This is a genomic window from Dyella thailandensis (genome assembly GCF_050749815.1).
In the GTDB taxonomy this organism is placed as follows: Bacteria; Pseudomonadota; Gammaproteobacteria; order Xanthomonadales; family Rhodanobacteraceae; genus Dyella_A.
In genome coordinates this window covers 2,400,453-2,414,636 of record NZ_CP192735.1, presented here as the reverse complement: position 1 = coordinate 2,414,636, position 14,184 = coordinate 2,400,453, and the positions used below count along the sequence as shown (strand labels likewise).

Here is a 14,184-nt window from a genome sequence, read left to right as displayed (position 1 = left end):
GCGATGGTGGCGGGCAGCTCAGGCCTCGCGCAAGAGCCGCATCGGCGAGGTGCGGGTCACCGTGCGGGTGCCAGCCAGGCCAAGCAGCATCACCACTACGGCGGCAAGCGCGGCGTAGAGCGCCAGCGGCAGCAGCGGCGGCATGAAACCCTCGATATGGAACACCGCTCGCCCCAGCCACCAGCCCGTGCCCGCCGCGCCGATCGCCGCGGTGAGCCCGGCCACCGCGCCGAGCAGGGCGAACTCGCAGGCCGCCGCCACGCGCAGCTGGCCGCGACGCGCGCCCAGCGTGCGCAGCAACGCCGCCTCGTGTCGTCGCTCGGCCGCGCTGGCGGCCAGCGCCGCGGCCAGCACCAGTGCACCGGCGAGCAGGCTGAAACCGAGGATCCAGCGCACCGCGTTGCTGATCCGGTCGACGATCTCGCGCACGCGGTCGAGCAGGGCGTCGACGTCGATCAGGCTGAGATTGGCGTAATCGCGCGAGAGCTTCGCCAGCGCATCGGCGCGTCCGCGCGGCAGGTAGAAACTGCCCAGGTAGCTGTGCGGCAGCGCGCTGGCGTGGTCGGCGTCCAGCAGCAGGAAGAAGTTGACCCGGAATGAGCTCCAGTCCACCTCGCGCACGCTGCTCACCGTGGCATCGATGCTGCTCTCGCCGATGCTGAAGCGCATGGTGTCGCCAAGCTTGAGGTGGAACATGTCGCGCCACATCGCGTCCACCGACACCTGCGCCTGCGCCGGGTGCGGCGCGAACCAAGCGCCGGCCGTGAGCCGGTTGGCCGGCGGCAGGGCGTCGGTCCATGACAGGCGCAGCTGGCGGTCGGTCCAGTCCTTGGCGCGCGGGTCGGTGAGCGACAGCTGGTCCACCGGCGTGCCGTTGATCGCGATCAGCTTGCCCACCGCCAGCGGCAACACGTTGAGCTGCTGCGCGCCGATCCGGTCCAGCGACTGCGCGAAGCCGGCGCGCTGCTCGTCCTGCAGGTTGAGCACGAACCAGTTCGGCGTGTCGGTGGGCAGCTCGCGGCGCCAGCCTTCCAGCAGCGAAGGCGCCACCACGGCGAGCAGCAGCAGGGCGACCAGCCCCAGGCTGAGCGCGGTGGCCTGGATCAGGCTCAGGCCCCGCCGCCGCGCCAGCGCCGCCAACCCCAGCCGCAGCGCCGGATGCGCGCCCGGCGCGATCCGCCGCGCCAGCCACAGCAGCAGCGCGGCCAGCCCGGCGGCGATCGCCGCCACGCCGAGCAGGCTGGCGGCAAGGATGCCGGCCATCTTGGCCGAGTCGCTCTGGCCCCAGATCAGCGCCAGCGCCACCAGCGCGGGAATGACGTACAGCGCGTCGAAGCGGCGCACGCGGCGCGCCACGCTGGCGCGGAACACCGCCACCGGTGGCACCTCGGCCAGCCGCGCCAGCGGCGGCAGTGCGAAGCCGGCGAGCACCGCGATGCCCACCGCGGCAGCAGCGAAAGCCGGCATCAGCGGCAGCTGGGTCGGCACGTTGCCGAACAGCGAGCTGGCCACCAGCCACGCGCCTTGCGCCAGGGCGAGTGTGAGCGCGATCCCTATCGCCACCGCCGGCACCGCGAGCGCGCCGAGCGTGCCCAGCAACAGCGCCATCACACGCCGGCGCGAGGTGCCCAGCGCGCGCAGCAGCGCGACTTCCTGGGTCTTGCGTCGCGCATAGCGCTGCGCCGCCAGGGCGATCGCCACGCCGGCCAGTAGCGCCGAGAGCAACGCAGTGAGGCGCAGGAACGCGCTGGCGCGGTCGAACGCCGTACGCATGCGCTCCTGGGTCTGCTCCGGGGTGATCAGTTGCGCGCCTTGTGGCAACGTCTGCGCCTCGGCCCAGCGGCGCCAGCGCTGCACCGCGTCCGGCTCGCCGGCCAGCAGCAGGCGATGGCGGGCGCGGCTGCCCACGCCGAGCAGGCCGACCGCGCGGGCATCCTCCAGGCTCATGATCGCCCTCGGCGCTAGCGCGAACAGCTCGCCGCCATCGGGCTGGCGCACCAGTTCGGCGGCGATGCGCAGGTCGCGTCCGCCCACCTGCACGGTGTCGCCGACGTGGCGGCCCAGCGCAATCAGTGCGCGGTGGTCCAGGTACACGTCTCCGCTCGCGGGCGCGTGACCGGCGAGGGTGCGGCCGCCGCCATCGCGCAGCTCCAGCGTGCCGCGCAGCGGATAGCCATCGTCGGTGGCCTGCACGTCCAGCAACTGACTGCGGCCATTGGCAAAGGCCACGCTGGGGAAGCTGGCTACCCGGTTCTGGCGCAGGCCATCGCGCGTGGCCTCGTCAGCGAATGCGGCGGGCAGCGACTGCGGTGCGCTGATGCCGATGTCGCCGCCGATCAGCTCGGCGGCGCTGGCCAGCATGCCGCGCTCGATGCGCGTGGCCAGCGTGGCCACCACGCCCAGTGCCACCACCGCCAGCACCAGCGAGGCGGCCAGCGTGCGCAGTTCCGGCAGGTGCCATTCACGGCGCAGGCTGCGCAGCGCAAGCGGGAGCATGTTCATGCGGCGGCGCCTTCGCTGCGGCCGACCACCCGGCCTTCCTCAAGCTCGATCCCGCGTTGACAGCGCGCCGCCAGGGCGGCGTCGTGGGTGACCAGTACCAGCGTGGTCTGGCGATCGCGATTGAGCGCAAAGAGCAGGTCGGTGATGTGGTGGCCGGTACGCTGGTCGAGGTTGCCGGTGGGTTCGTCGGCGAACAGCAGTCGCGGGCCGTGCACGAACGCGCGTGCGATCGCCACCCGCTGCTGCTCGCCGCCGGAGAGCTGCGCCGGGTAGTGCCGGCGCCGCCCGCCCAGGCCCACCGCATCGAGCGCCTCGCGGGCGCGGGTGCGGGCGTCGCGCGCGCCCTCCAGTTCCAGCGGCAGCATCACGTTTTCCTCGGCGGTGAGCGCCGGCAGCAGGTGGAACGACTGAAACACGAAGCCGACCAGCCGGCGGCGCAGGTCGGCGCGGGCCTCTTCGTCCATGGTTTCCAGCGTCTGGCCGTCGACGCGGATGCTGCCGCTGCTGGGCAGGTCCAGGCCGGCCAGCAGACCGAGCAGGGTGGTCTTGCCCGAGCCGGAGGCGCCGACGATGGCGAAGCTTTCGCCCTCGCGCACGGCCAGGCTCACCCCGCGCAGGATCGCCAGCGTGCCCTCGGGCCCGACGACCGACTTGCTAACATCGATCGCTTCAAGCACCGGACGGGATGAATCGCTCATGCGTCGTTTCCTTTGCACACTGGGATTGCTGCTGTGGGGAGTGGCCGTCGCGCAGGCGGCGCCGACCCGGAGCGTACTGGTGCTGGGCGACTCGCTGTCGGCCGCCCACAACATCCCGGTGGAATCGGGCTGGGTGCACCTGCTGGGCGAGCGTCTGGGCAAGATGGAGCCGCCGTGGCGCGTGGTCAATGCCAGCATCAGCGGTGAAACGTCGCTCAGCGGCCGCAACCACCTGCCGGCGCTGCTGGCGAAGGAGCGCCCGGCCGTGGTGGTGATCGAGTTGGGCGCCAACGACGGCCTGCGCGGCCTGCCGCTGGACGCGCTGCGCGACAACCTGGCCGCCATGATCGAGCTGGCCCAGAAGCGCGGCGCCCGCGTACTGCTGCTGGGCATCGAGCTGCCGGTGAACTACGGCCCGCAGTACCGCGACGGCCTGCGCGCGATCTATGCCGACCTCGCGCGCAGCAAGCGCACCGGCCTGGTGCCGTTCCTGCTCGAAGGCGTCGCGCTCGATCCCACGCTCATGCAGGACGACGGTCTGCACCCGCTGGCCGCCGGCGAGCCGCGCGTGCTGGACAACGTCTGGCAAGGCCTGGCGCCGCTGTTGAAGGCTGCCCGGCACTAGCGCCGCCCGAGGTTTCTTGACCGCCAAGTGAACGCGTCCGACGGCCTTCACATCGTGGTCACTGCGCGGCTCGGTAGCCTTTCACAAACGTGAAATCGGGAAACCGCAGGACGAACCTATGAGCGTACGTGACGAGCAATCGGGTCTGGTGCTTCTGGTGGAGGACAACCGCCAGATCGCCGAAATGGTGGGTGAATTCCTGGAGCGCCGCGGCTATTCGGTGGACTACGCCGCCGATGGCGTCAGCGGTCTGCATCTGGCCGTTTCTAACAGCTACGACGTGGTGGTGCTCGACCTCATGCTGCCCGGCATGGACGGCCTGGACGTCTGCCGCAAGCTGCGCAAGGACGCCAAGAAGTCTACCCCGGTTCTGATGCTCACCGCCCGCGACACGCTGGAAGACAAGCTGGTGGGCCTGGAAGCCGGCGCCGACGATTATCTGGTCAAGCCGTTCGAGGTGCGCGAACTGGAAGCCCGCCTGCGTGCGCTGATCCGTCGCGATCGCCGTCAGGTGTCTACCGAGGTGCTGACCGTGGGCGACATGACGCTGGACACCGCCACGCTGCGGCTCACCCGCGGCGGGCAGGAGCTCACCGTGTCGCCGATAGGCCTCAAGCTGCTGGCGATCCTGATGCGCGAATCGCCCCGGGTGGTCAGCCGCCGTGACATCGAGCGCGAGATCTGGGGTGACACGCTGCCCGATTCAGACACGCTGCGTTCGCACCTGTACAACCTGCGCCGCGTGATCGACAAGCCGTTCGACAAGCCGTTGCTGCATACCATCCATTCGGCGGGCTATCGCCTCGCCGACCTCGAAGCGGAGGTGGCCACCGCGACGCAGCCGGCCTGAAAGATGCCCGGTTGTCTCACGCAGCACTGTCATGAATAGCAGGGGTTCATCTCAGGCACAGGACGCGTTCCGCAGCGGCGCCTTCCATCGCCGCATTGCGCTCATCTTCGTGTTGCAGCTCATTGCCGTGGGCATCAGCGTGATGATGGGAACGTATGACATGGCGCCGGTGTGGGCCGTGCTCGCGCTGATCGTGATTACCACCGTGCTGGCCTGGCTGGCCGCGCGGCGCGAGTGGCGGCCGGTCTCCGCGCTGGCGCGGCTGGTGAACGGCTGGGATCAGCACCCCGATCTCGAGGCCTTGTCGCCGCAGCGTTTGTCGCGTCGTACCGATGCCGACGTGGCTTCGCTCGCGCGCGGCCTGCATGGCTTCGCCACGCGCATCGCCGGCTACACCGAGCGCGAGCGCAATTTCACCCGCGACGCCAGCCATGAGCTGCGCAGCCCGCTGACGGTCATCAAGATGTCGGTGGACATGCTCGCCGAGGAAGAAGGGCTGACCGATTTCGGCGAGCGCTCGCTGCAGCGCATCCGGCGTTCCACGCGCGAGATGGAGGCGCTGGTCGAGGCGCTGTTGATCCTCGCCCGCGAGTCGGACAACGGCGTCGACGAAGAGGTGTTCGTGGTCAACGACGCGTTGCGCCATGAACTGGACTTCGCCCGCGACATGCTGGTGGGGCGGCCGATCGAGCTGCAGCTCGAAGAACCCTCGCGCTTTGCGTTGCGCGGGTCGCCGCGCGTGTTCGCGGTGCTGTTCTGGCAGCTGATCCGCAATGCCTGCCAGCAGACCGAACGCGGCCGGGTAGTGGTGACCGTGATGCCAGGCATGGTGGTGGTGGCCAACCAGTCCGAACCGCTCGCCGAGCCCGCCAGCGGCGGCAAGATGCCACTGTACGGCGCCGACCGTCACGGCTTCGAGCTGGCCATCGCCCAGCGCATCAGCGATCGCTTCGAATGGCCGCTGGAGCTCAAGACGCGGCCGGGCAGCCAGAACGTGGCGAGCATCCGCTTCCCCCACACCCAGGCGGCCTGACAGCAAAACGCCGCGCCCTGGTGGACGCGGCGTGCGTGTACACGTGTGGCGCCGCTTACGCGCGCAACGCGGGTGATACGGTGAAGTCGCAGCCGGTCTTGGCCTTCACCTCGTCCACCGTCACCCCTTCGTGCAGTTCGATCAGGGTCAGCCCCTGGCCCTTGGCGACCTCGAACACGCACAGGTCGGTGATGATCAGATCCACCACCTGCTTGCCGGTGAGCGGCAGGTCGCACTGATTCTTGATCTTCGGCGAGCCGTCTTTCGCGGTGTGCTCCATCAGCACCACCACGCGCTTGACGCCGCTGACCAGATCCATCGCGCCGCCCGGCCCCTTGACCATCTTGCCCGGCACCATCCAGTTGGCCAGATCGCCGTGGCAGGACACTTCCAGGCCGCCGAGGATCGACAGGTCGATGTGGCCGCCGCGGATCATCGCGAACGAGTCGGCACTGGAGAAGAAGCTCGAGCCGGGCAGGGTGGTGATGGTCTGCTTGCCGGCGTTGATCAGGTCCGGGTCCACGTGCGAATCGTTCGGGAACGGGCCGATGCCGAGCAGGCCGTTTTCCGACTGCAGGATCACGTCCATGCCTGCGGGGATGAAGTTGGCCACCAGCGTGGGGATGCCGATGCCGAGGTTGACGTAATAGCCGTCGCGCAGCTCCTTCGCCGCACGCTTGGCCATGGCGCTGCGAATCGGGCTTTCCTTGCCGGTGTTGGCGCCGGCGATGGTGCGGAATTCGATGCGCTTCTCGTAGCTGGCGCCCTGGATGATGCGGTCCACATAGATGCCCGGCACGTGGATCTGGTCCGGCTCCAGTGTGCCGACCTCCACCAGCTCCTCCACCTCGGCCACGCACACCTTGCCGCAGGTGGCGATCATCGGGTTGAAGTTGCGCGCGGTCTTGCGGAACACCAGGTTGCCCAGACGGTCGCCCTTCCACGCCTTCACGATCGAGACGTCGGCGTGGATCGCCTCTTCCAGCACGTATTCCTTGCCGTCGAAGGTCTTGGTTTCCTTGCCTTCGGCCAGCTTGGTACCGAAGGCGGTACGCGTGTAGAAGCCGGGGATGCCGGCGCCGCCGGCGCGCAGCTTTTCGGCCAGCGTGCCCTGCGGCACCAGGTGCAGCTCCAGCTCGCCGGCCAGCACCTGCCGCTCGAATTCCTTGTTTTCGCCCACGTACGAGGCATACACGCGCTTGACCTGGCGGGTCTTCAGCAGCGGCCCCATTCCGAAGTCGTCGACACCGGCGTTGTTGCCGACGATGGTCAGCCCCTTGGTGCCGGCGGCGAGCAGGGCGCCGATCAGGTTCTCGGGAATGCCGCACAGGCCGAAGCCACCGGCGGCGATCGTCATGCCGTCGGCCAGCAGTCCGTCCAAAGCCTTGTCGGCGCTTGCGTAAACCTTGTCCATTGCGATGCCCGTTTGCGTGGAATCAGCGCACAAGGATACGACGGAACGCCCGCACCCCGCCTCGTACAAAGGTCCGATGCACGACCGCCTGTGCCCGCAGGCGATCAATGCGGCTGTCGCATGGGAGCGCGACTGCAGGGTTCGCGCCGTGATCTGCCGTGTTGACGGCTGTCGATTACGCATGTAAACATCAACTATCGATTACACGCGTAAACGTGAGGCGCCATGATCAGTGAAGCCGAAGCCGTCGTGATGGAAGTGCTGTGGCGCGGCGCGCCGCGCAGCGCCGAAGAGATCATCGCCGAGGTCGGGGCGGCACAGCAGTGGCAGGAGGGCACGGTGAAATCCCTGCTCAACCGGCTCCTCAAGAAGAAGGCGGTGAAGGCCGAGCGCGACGGCCGCCGCTACCTCTACAGCCCGCTGCTGCCGCGCGAGAAATACGTGCACCAGACCAGCAAGAGCCTGCTCGATCGCCTGTTCGGCGGCCGCGTGGCGCCACTGGTGGCGCACTTCTCCGAGCAGCAGAAGCTCTCGAAAAAGGACATCGCCGACCTGCGCCAGCTACTCAAGGAGCTCGGTGATGACTAGCTTTGCATCCTTCACCGCGGCGCTGCTCAGCCAAGCCTGGAGCGCGATGCTGGTATTTATAGCGGCGGTTGCCATCGTGCTGGCGCTGCGCCTGCCGTGCCGGCGCCTGTTCGGTGCAGGGCGGGCTCTTCAACTGTGGTTACTGGTGCCGCTGATGCTGCTTGCGGCGGCCTGGCCGCGCATGCCGGGCGGGACGGCATCGCACCTGCCGCCCGTAGTCGTGCGCATCGTCACGACACCGGCGGCGCTCTCCGCACCGATAGCCGTCACGGCTTCGGTGGACTGGCGCACCCTGCTGCTGCCCGGTTGGGCCGCCGGCGTACTCATGATGCTGGCACGGGCGGCCGTGACACAGGCGCGCTTTCGCCGGCAACTGGCGGGGGCTCGGCGAGTGGGGCGAGAGAGCGACCGGTGGCCGGTGTGGCGCGCGGCGCGGCCGGATGTTGGCCCTGCACTGGTAGGCCTTTTGCGGCCCAGGATCATCGTTCCCGCCAACTTCGATACGCACTATTCAACTGCCGAGCAGTTGCTGATCCTGGCGCATGAAACCATGCACGCGCGCCGCCGCGATATCTGGCTGAGCCTGTTCGCGTTGCTGCTCGCAAGCGCGTTCTGGTTCCTGCCACTCAGCGGCTGGGCACTGGTGCGCTTTCGTTACGACCAGGAGCTGGCCTGCGACGCCGCGGTCTTGCGTGAGCACCCTGCCGGGAAGCGCCAGTACGCCCAAGCGATGTTGAAAACCCAGTCGTCCCCGCTCGCTTTGCCGGTCGGCTGCCTCTGGTCATCCCGTCACCCGATCACGGAGCGTATCGCCATGCTGAAGCAGAACCCTCCCCGTCCCCTCCGTCGCCTCTATGGCCTGGCGGCGCTGGTCACCCTTGGTCTCGGCCTGGGCCAGTTGGTCTTTGCCGCCGGATCAGCCGGCTCCGTGGGGCAGCCTCCCGCCGATGATCCACCGGCGGGCGCCACCGCGGATGGGTACACGCTGCGCTTGGCGGTAAGTGCGGATGAGCGGCCGCTGCAGCCGCGCAGTACGGCCTGCTACCACTCTGGCGAGTTTTATGCGCTCGACGAGCGGGCTGCCGGCGACCTGCCGCCATGGCACGGCCGCATCACCGTAGTGCCGGCTGAGCATGGCCAGCTGGAAGTTCGCGCTGACCTCAGCGGTGGCTCGTTGACCAAGCCGGTAGCACCTCGCATTCGCATGCAGCCGGGCCAGCCGGGCGGCATCCAGACTGGCGACACCGTGACCGACAAGGACGGTCGCTCCATCGATCGCACGCTCAAGTTGGAAGTCACTGCCTGGCCGGGTTGTGTGAAGCCCGCAGCAGCCGTCGCAAGCAACAGCGTGCAGTTCCACTTCGCTACCAATTCCGCGCGGGCCGTGGCGCAGAGCATTGCGCAGCAGGCGGGGCTCACTATCGACAATCCGCAAAGCCTCGACGCCACCCAGCCGGTCGCCGGCAATTTCGAGGGCGTGCCGGCCCCTGAAGCGTTGCGGCTGGTCGGAAACCTGGTTGGCATGAAGCCGGTGTTTAACGGCAAGCAGGTGCGCTTCGAGCCGCAATGACGGCGGCAAAGGGAGACGGCGGCATCGCTATACTCTCGCCGTTCCCGGAGAGTAGACGATCGTGATGCCGCCGCGCCTGCTGATGCTTCTTGCCGCCGCCAGTCTCTCGGCAGCGGTTCACGCGGGCGGCCCGGTGCTGGTGATCCATGCCGGCGCCGGCGTGCTGCGGCGTGACATGCCGCCGGCGCGTGAGAAGGCGATCCGCGCCGCGCTGACCCACGCGCTGGAGGCGGGCTATGCCCAGCTCAAAGCGGGCAAGCCCGCGATCGACGCGGTTACCGCATCGCTGACCGTGCTGGAAGACGATCCGCTGTTCAACGCGGGCCGCGGCTCGGTGTTCACCCACGCCGGCACGCTGGAGATGGACGCGGCGATCATGGACGGCTACACGTTGCGTGCCGGCTCGGTGGCCGCGGTGTCGGACGTGAAGAACCCCATCGTGCTGGCCCGCACCGTGATGGAGCACACGCCCCACGTGATGCTGGTGGGCGCCGGCGCCGAGGCATTCTCCCAGGCGCAGGGCGTCGCTCGCGAGAAGCCGGCGTATTTCCGCACCGAGGAGCGCTGGCAACAGCTGCAGCAGGCGCTCAAGGAAGACGCCGCCGGCCAGCCACACGCTGATGAAGATACCGCCCGGCATTTCGGTACGGTCGGCGCGGTGGCGCTGGATGTCTACGGCCACCTGGCTGCCGGCACCTCCACCGGCGGCATGAACGACAAGATGCCCGGCCGGGTCGGCGATTCGCCGATCATCGGTGCCGGAACGTATGCCAACGCCGGATGCGCGGTGTCAGGTACGGGCTGGGGCGAGTTCTACATGCGCACGGTCGCCGCGCACGCCATCTGCACGCGGGTAACGCAGCTGCGCGTGCCCATCGCACGCGCCGCCGCCGAGGTGATCAACCAGGAAATCCCCGCCATGGGCGGCAGCGGCGGTGCGATCGCGCTGGATGACCGGGGCCACATCGCCATCCCGTTCAACACCCACGGGATGTTCCGCGGCTGGATCGACGGCCTGGGCCAGCCGCACGTGGCGATCTATGGCGACGAGGACGATGGCACCGGCGAGTTGCTGCCTGCGCCGGCACCGGACGATGCGGCGTCCGACGCCGGCCCCTAGAGCGGACGATCGTCGCGCCGCTCAGTCGTCCCGATCGGGGCGTTCGCGCACCGGGTGCTTGCTCAGTTTGCGTTGCAGCGTGCGGCGGTGCATGCCCAGGCGGCGCGCCGTCTCGGAGATGTTGCCGTCGCACTCGGTGAGCACGCGGTGGATGTGCTCCCACTCCAGCCGACGCAGCGCCAGCGGGGCCTCGGGCGCATCCAGCACCTCGTCGTCGTCCGCGTGCGGGCCGTCACCATCGACCAGCGCACGGACCACCGCGTCGGCATCCACCGGCTTGGCCAGGTAGTCGTGCGCGCCGCGCTTGATAGCCTCCACCGCCGTGGCGATCGAGGCGTAGCCGGTGAGCAGCAGGATCCGCATGTCCGGCACCAGGCGGTGCAGGTCGGGGATCAGGCGCAGGCCGTTCTCTTCGCCGAGCTTCAGGTCAAGCACGCAGTAGCGCGGCTGGTGGCGCCGGGTCAGTGCGCGCGCCTCGTCGGCGTTGACGGCATGGATCACTTCGAACCCGCGAGAACCCAGGGCCCGGGCCAGGACGCGGCCGAAGGTGGCGTCGTCGTCGATGATGAGCAGAGGGCGTGCAGACACGGGGGCGGTTGTATCGGTCATCGCGGCATCCAAAGGATCAGCTGCGTGCATTGTCGCGGAGCCGTGCCCCGCATGCACGCACCACACTGTCGCGCATTACGGCACCGAGATCGCCGAGAGCGGTAGCCGGATGCTGACCTCGGCACCCTGGTCGGTGCTGACCACGGTGAGCTCACCGCTGAGGCGCTCGGCGGTGGCTTCGGCCAGCGTGAGGCCCAGACCGAGGCCGCCCTGTTTCTGGCTCTGTCCGAGAGCGCGACCGGGCCGCCCGGCGATGAAGCCGGGTCCGCGGTCGCTCACCCGCAGCTCCAGCCAGCCTTCCTGGTGACGCACGCGCAGCGCCACCTCGTGCGATCCGCGCAGCGCCGAGGCATCGGCGGCGTTGTTGAGCAGATTGATCAAGGCGTGGCGCATGCCCGGCGGGCTGCGCAGCACGGTGTCGGCGGTGGCCGCGTCCAGTTCCAGCTCCAGCTCGGCTTCCGGGCGCAGCAGCTGGAAGCGCTCCAGGCAGCCGCGCACGAAGTCGCCCAGGCTCATCTGCTCGTCTTCCTGCGAGAGCTGCGCCTTGCCGAACGCGACCATCTCGCGAAGGATGCCGCGGCAGCGCTCCACCTGCGCTTGCAGCAGCGCCAGGTCGTCGGCCAGGACGGTGTTGGCCGCGTGCTCGCGCCGTAGCTCAGGCAGCAGTGTGCGCATGGTCGACAGCGGCGTGTTGAGCTCGTGCGCCGCACCGGCGGCCTGGGTGGCGATGGCGAGAATGCCTTCGTCGCGCAGCGCCCGCTCGCGTACACGCTGCACCTCACCCTGCTGTGCGCGCACGGCCGTGGCCAGCCGGTTGATGAAGAAGCCCAGCAGCGCCGCGGTGATCACGAAGTTCACCGCCATGCCGATCACGTGCAAGGCAAATCCGCCGGGGCCTTCCATGATCGGCGGCAGCGGCACGTAGTACCCCAGCAGCGTCAGGTAGGCCAGCCCGGTGAGCGCGGAAACCGCCAGCAGCGCTGGCACCGTGAGCGCCGCTGCGCCCAGCGCGATCGGCATCAGCAGCAACGTCACGAACGGGTTGGTGGCGCCGCCGGTGAAGTACAGCAGCGCCCACAGCACGATCGTGTCCACGGCGATGTGGCCGATCGTCTCCCACTCGCGCACCGGCCACGGCTGGGTCAGCCGCCACGAGGCGAACGCGGCGAATACGGCGTGGAAGCCGATGATTACCAGCAGCGGCAACACCGGCACGTCCATGCGCATCCACAGGGCCGCCACCAGCACCGCGCTGCTCTGCCCGGTGATTGCGCACAGGCGCAACCAGGCCAGCGTGCGGGTGAGTGCGGAGGGAGCGAAGCGCTGCGGCGAGGCGGAGTGCTGGGAGGTCATGGTGGGAAGGCCCGCCTGATGGGCGGGCCGGACGGCTCAGGGCGTGGGGTTGTCGTAGCTCTCTTCGCTGCGCGAAGCGGGCAGTGGGGTGTGCGTCGTGTCGTTGGCGTGGCTGGCCGAGAGCTTGTTCATCAGCGGCAGCACGGCCAGCGCGATGGCGGTGCAACCGATGCCGACCACGCCCAGCTTGTTGAACAGGCTGGTGTAGATCTCCAGCGACTGCAGCGGATCGGTGAGGCCCTCGGGGATGTGCGCGTAGTTGGCCACCACGCTGCCCAGATACTGCGAAATGCCGACGGCCACGTAGTACGCACCCATCATGAAGCCACCCATGCGCGCGGGCACGTAGCGGGCGATCATCGCCAGGCCCAGACCCGACACCAGCAGCTCGCCCAGTGAGTACAGGCCGTAGCCGCCGACCATGACCCACGACGACACCTGGCCGTTGACCGCCCAGATCGCGCCGATGCCGTACATGAAGAAGCCGGCCGCCACCGCGCCGAAGCCCCAGGCGAACTTCACCGCCACCGACGGATTGCGACCCAGCCGGCCCAGCGCGTTGTAGATCCACACCAGCACCGGGCTGAGCAGCACGATCCAGATCGCATTGAGGTTCTGGTACTGCTCGGGGATCCAGTTGATGTGGAACCCGAGCAGGTTCATGTCGGTGTCGACGTTGCGCTGCGCGAAGAGGTTCAGCGAGGTCGCCATCTGCGCGTAGAAGATGAAGAAGAAGATCGTCTGCACGGTGAGTACCAGCGCGGCGATCAGGCCAGCGCGCTCGGTTTTCTCGGCGCTGCGGATCAGGTGCACGAAGATGCCCAGGATCACCACGCCGGCGAGATACACGCAGATCTTCGCGGCCAGCAGACTCTGCAGGATGAAGGCGACCACGCCCACCATCACCAGCGAGGCGGCGAGCAGCGCCAGCGCGCGCATCGGCTTTACCGGCTGGCTGTCCGACGGCGAGCCGATGTGCGCAAGCGTGCGATACATCAGCGAGTAGTTGATCAGGCCGAGCAGCAGGCCGATCGCGCAGGCGCCGAAGGCGGTGTGCCAACCCCAGTTGTCGCCGTAGGTCGCGGCCACGTGGTCGCGGATCCACGGCGTGGCGGTCATCGAGATCATCGAGCCGACGTTCACCGCCATGTAGTAGATGGTGAAGGCGCTGTCGATCTTGGTGTCGTCGCCCTCGTAGATCTTGCGCACCAGGTTGCCGGCGTTTGGCTTGAAGAAGCCGTTGCCCACCACGATCACGCCGAGCGCGCTGTATAGCAGCGTCGGGTTGCTGGAGGGAATCCACAGCATCGCGTAGCCCAGCGCCAGCACCACCGCGCCGAGCAGCATGGTGCGCCGCGTGCCCAGCAGCTTGTCGCCGATCCAGCCGCCGATCGCTGGCGTGGCGTAGATCAGTGCCGCCGCCGCACCCCAGACCAGGTTGGCCTTGCTGTCGATGAAGCCGAGCTTCTTCATCATGTAGGTGACCATCAGCACCTGCATGCCGTAGAAGCCGAAGCGCTCCCACATTTCGATGAGGAAGACCGTGCTGAAGGAGCGTGTCTGGGAGACGGGCGGGTTCTGAAGGGCCATGTCTTTTCCGTGCGGGTTCATGCCGTGGCATCACGCGCGGTGATGCCCCTTGTCGCGTCCCTGAACGGGTCACAACCGCCGAAGCGTACCTGATACGGTTTTTGCATGTCGCTGCGCCGCGCCATCGTGCCACGGCCGCCCCCGACCCTCGCCGCAGCACGGCCTGCCGCAGGCGCAGAGCTTCGTGGATCGGGTGGCTATGGCATCATCCGCCGACCAAGACGCCGTCCAA

Annotated in this window: 12 protein-coding genes; 6 read left to right on the top strand and 6 right to left on the bottom strand. The window is 68.6% G+C overall.

The annotated features are described in order from the left end of the window. Positions 1 to 18: 18 nt before the first annotated feature. Together ACQVBX_RS11245 and ACQVBX_RS11240 are read right to left on the bottom strand one after the other, a co-directional pair. Positions 19 to 2,502, bottom strand: a complete 2,484-nt coding sequence (locus ACQVBX_RS11245) for an ABC transporter permease (RefSeq protein ID WP_431634166.1) — start codon at positions 2,500 to 2,502, stop codon at positions 19 to 21. Continuing rightward, positions 2,499 to 3,200 carry an ABC transporter ATP-binding protein gene (locus ACQVBX_RS11240; RefSeq protein WP_431634164.1) on the bottom strand — a complete coding sequence of 234 codons (702 nt, stop codon included), beginning with the start codon at positions 3,198 to 3,200 and terminating at the stop codon, positions 2,499 to 2,501. Before ACQVBX_RS11240 ends, ACQVBX_RS11245 begins: the two co-directional genes overlap by 4 nt. Here ACQVBX_RS11240 and ACQVBX_RS11235 point away from each other — a divergent pair. The 3 genes from ACQVBX_RS11235 (at position 3,199) to ACQVBX_RS11225 (ending at position 5,708) form a co-directional block, all read left to right on the top strand. Then, positions 3,199 to 3,825, top strand: a complete 627-nt coding sequence (locus ACQVBX_RS11235) for an arylesterase (RefSeq protein ID WP_431634162.1) — start codon at positions 3,199 to 3,201, stop codon at positions 3,823 to 3,825. The genes ACQVBX_RS11240 and ACQVBX_RS11235 overlap by 2 nt on opposite strands. 118 nt (positions 3,826 to 3,943) lie before the next feature. Then, entirely contained in the window at positions 3,944 to 4,675 is a 732-nt protein-coding gene (locus ACQVBX_RS11230) for a response regulator transcription factor (RefSeq protein WP_431634161.1), read from the top strand. A gap of 31 nt (positions 4,676 to 4,706) precedes the next feature. Continuing rightward, the gene (locus ACQVBX_RS11225) at positions 4,707 to 5,708 is read left to right on the top strand and encodes a sensor histidine kinase (protein WP_431634159.1); all 1,002 of its coding nucleotides are present in this window, start codon (positions 4,707 to 4,709) and stop codon (positions 5,706 to 5,708) included. 55 nt (positions 5,709 to 5,763) lie between these two features. On the opposite strand, the gene ACQVBX_RS11220 is transcribed toward ACQVBX_RS11225, so the two are convergent. Next, a complete protein-coding gene (locus tag ACQVBX_RS11220; protein ID WP_431634157.1) occupies positions 5,764 to 7,122 on the bottom strand; it encodes a 3-oxoacid CoA-transferase in 1,359 nt (452 codons plus the stop codon). 225 nt (positions 7,123 to 7,347) lie between these two features. On the opposite strand from ACQVBX_RS11220, the gene ACQVBX_RS11215 reads away from it, so the two are divergent. The 3 genes from ACQVBX_RS11215 to ACQVBX_RS11205 all read left to right on the top strand — a co-directional run bounded on the left by ACQVBX_RS11215 (position 7,348) and on the right by ACQVBX_RS11205 (position 10,400). Then, entirely contained in the window at positions 7,348 to 7,710 is a 363-nt protein-coding gene (locus tag ACQVBX_RS11215; protein WP_431634156.1) for a BlaI/MecI/CopY family transcriptional regulator, read from the top strand. After that, complete coding sequence (locus tag ACQVBX_RS11210) at positions 7,703 to 9,280, top strand: M56 family metallopeptidase (RefSeq protein WP_431634154.1); 1,578 nt, start codon at positions 7,703 to 7,705, stop codon at positions 9,278 to 9,280. The genes ACQVBX_RS11215 and ACQVBX_RS11210 overlap by 8 nt, the downstream gene beginning before the upstream one ends. Before the next feature lie 64 nt (positions 9,281 to 9,344). Continuing rightward, positions 9,345 to 10,400 (top strand): isoaspartyl peptidase/L-asparaginase family protein, encoded by a 1,056-nt coding sequence (locus tag ACQVBX_RS11205; protein WP_431638167.1) that lies wholly within the window; start codon positions 9,345 to 9,347, stop codon positions 10,398 to 10,400. A 21-nt stretch (positions 10,401 to 10,421) separates the two neighbouring features. Here ACQVBX_RS11205 and ACQVBX_RS11200 read toward each other — a convergent pair whose 3' ends face one another. The 3 genes from ACQVBX_RS11200 to ACQVBX_RS11190 all read right to left on the bottom strand — a co-directional run bounded on the left by ACQVBX_RS11200 (position 10,422) and on the right by ACQVBX_RS11190 (position 13,952). Beyond that, positions 10,422 to 11,009 carry a response regulator transcription factor gene (locus ACQVBX_RS11200; RefSeq protein ID WP_431634153.1) on the bottom strand — a complete coding sequence of 196 codons (588 nt, stop codon included), beginning with the start codon at positions 11,007 to 11,009 and terminating at the stop codon, positions 10,422 to 10,424. Positions 11,010 to 11,084: 75 nt separating this feature from the next. Then, a complete protein-coding gene (locus ACQVBX_RS11195) occupies positions 11,085 to 12,362 on the bottom strand; it encodes an ATP-binding protein (protein ID WP_431634152.1) in 1,278 nt (425 codons plus the stop codon). Positions 12,363 to 12,398: 36 nt separating this feature from the next. Then, positions 12,399 to 13,952, bottom strand: a complete 1,554-nt coding sequence (locus tag ACQVBX_RS11190) for a peptide MFS transporter (RefSeq protein WP_431634151.1) — start codon at positions 13,950 to 13,952, stop codon at positions 12,399 to 12,401. Positions 13,953 to 14,184: the final 232 nt, after the last annotated feature.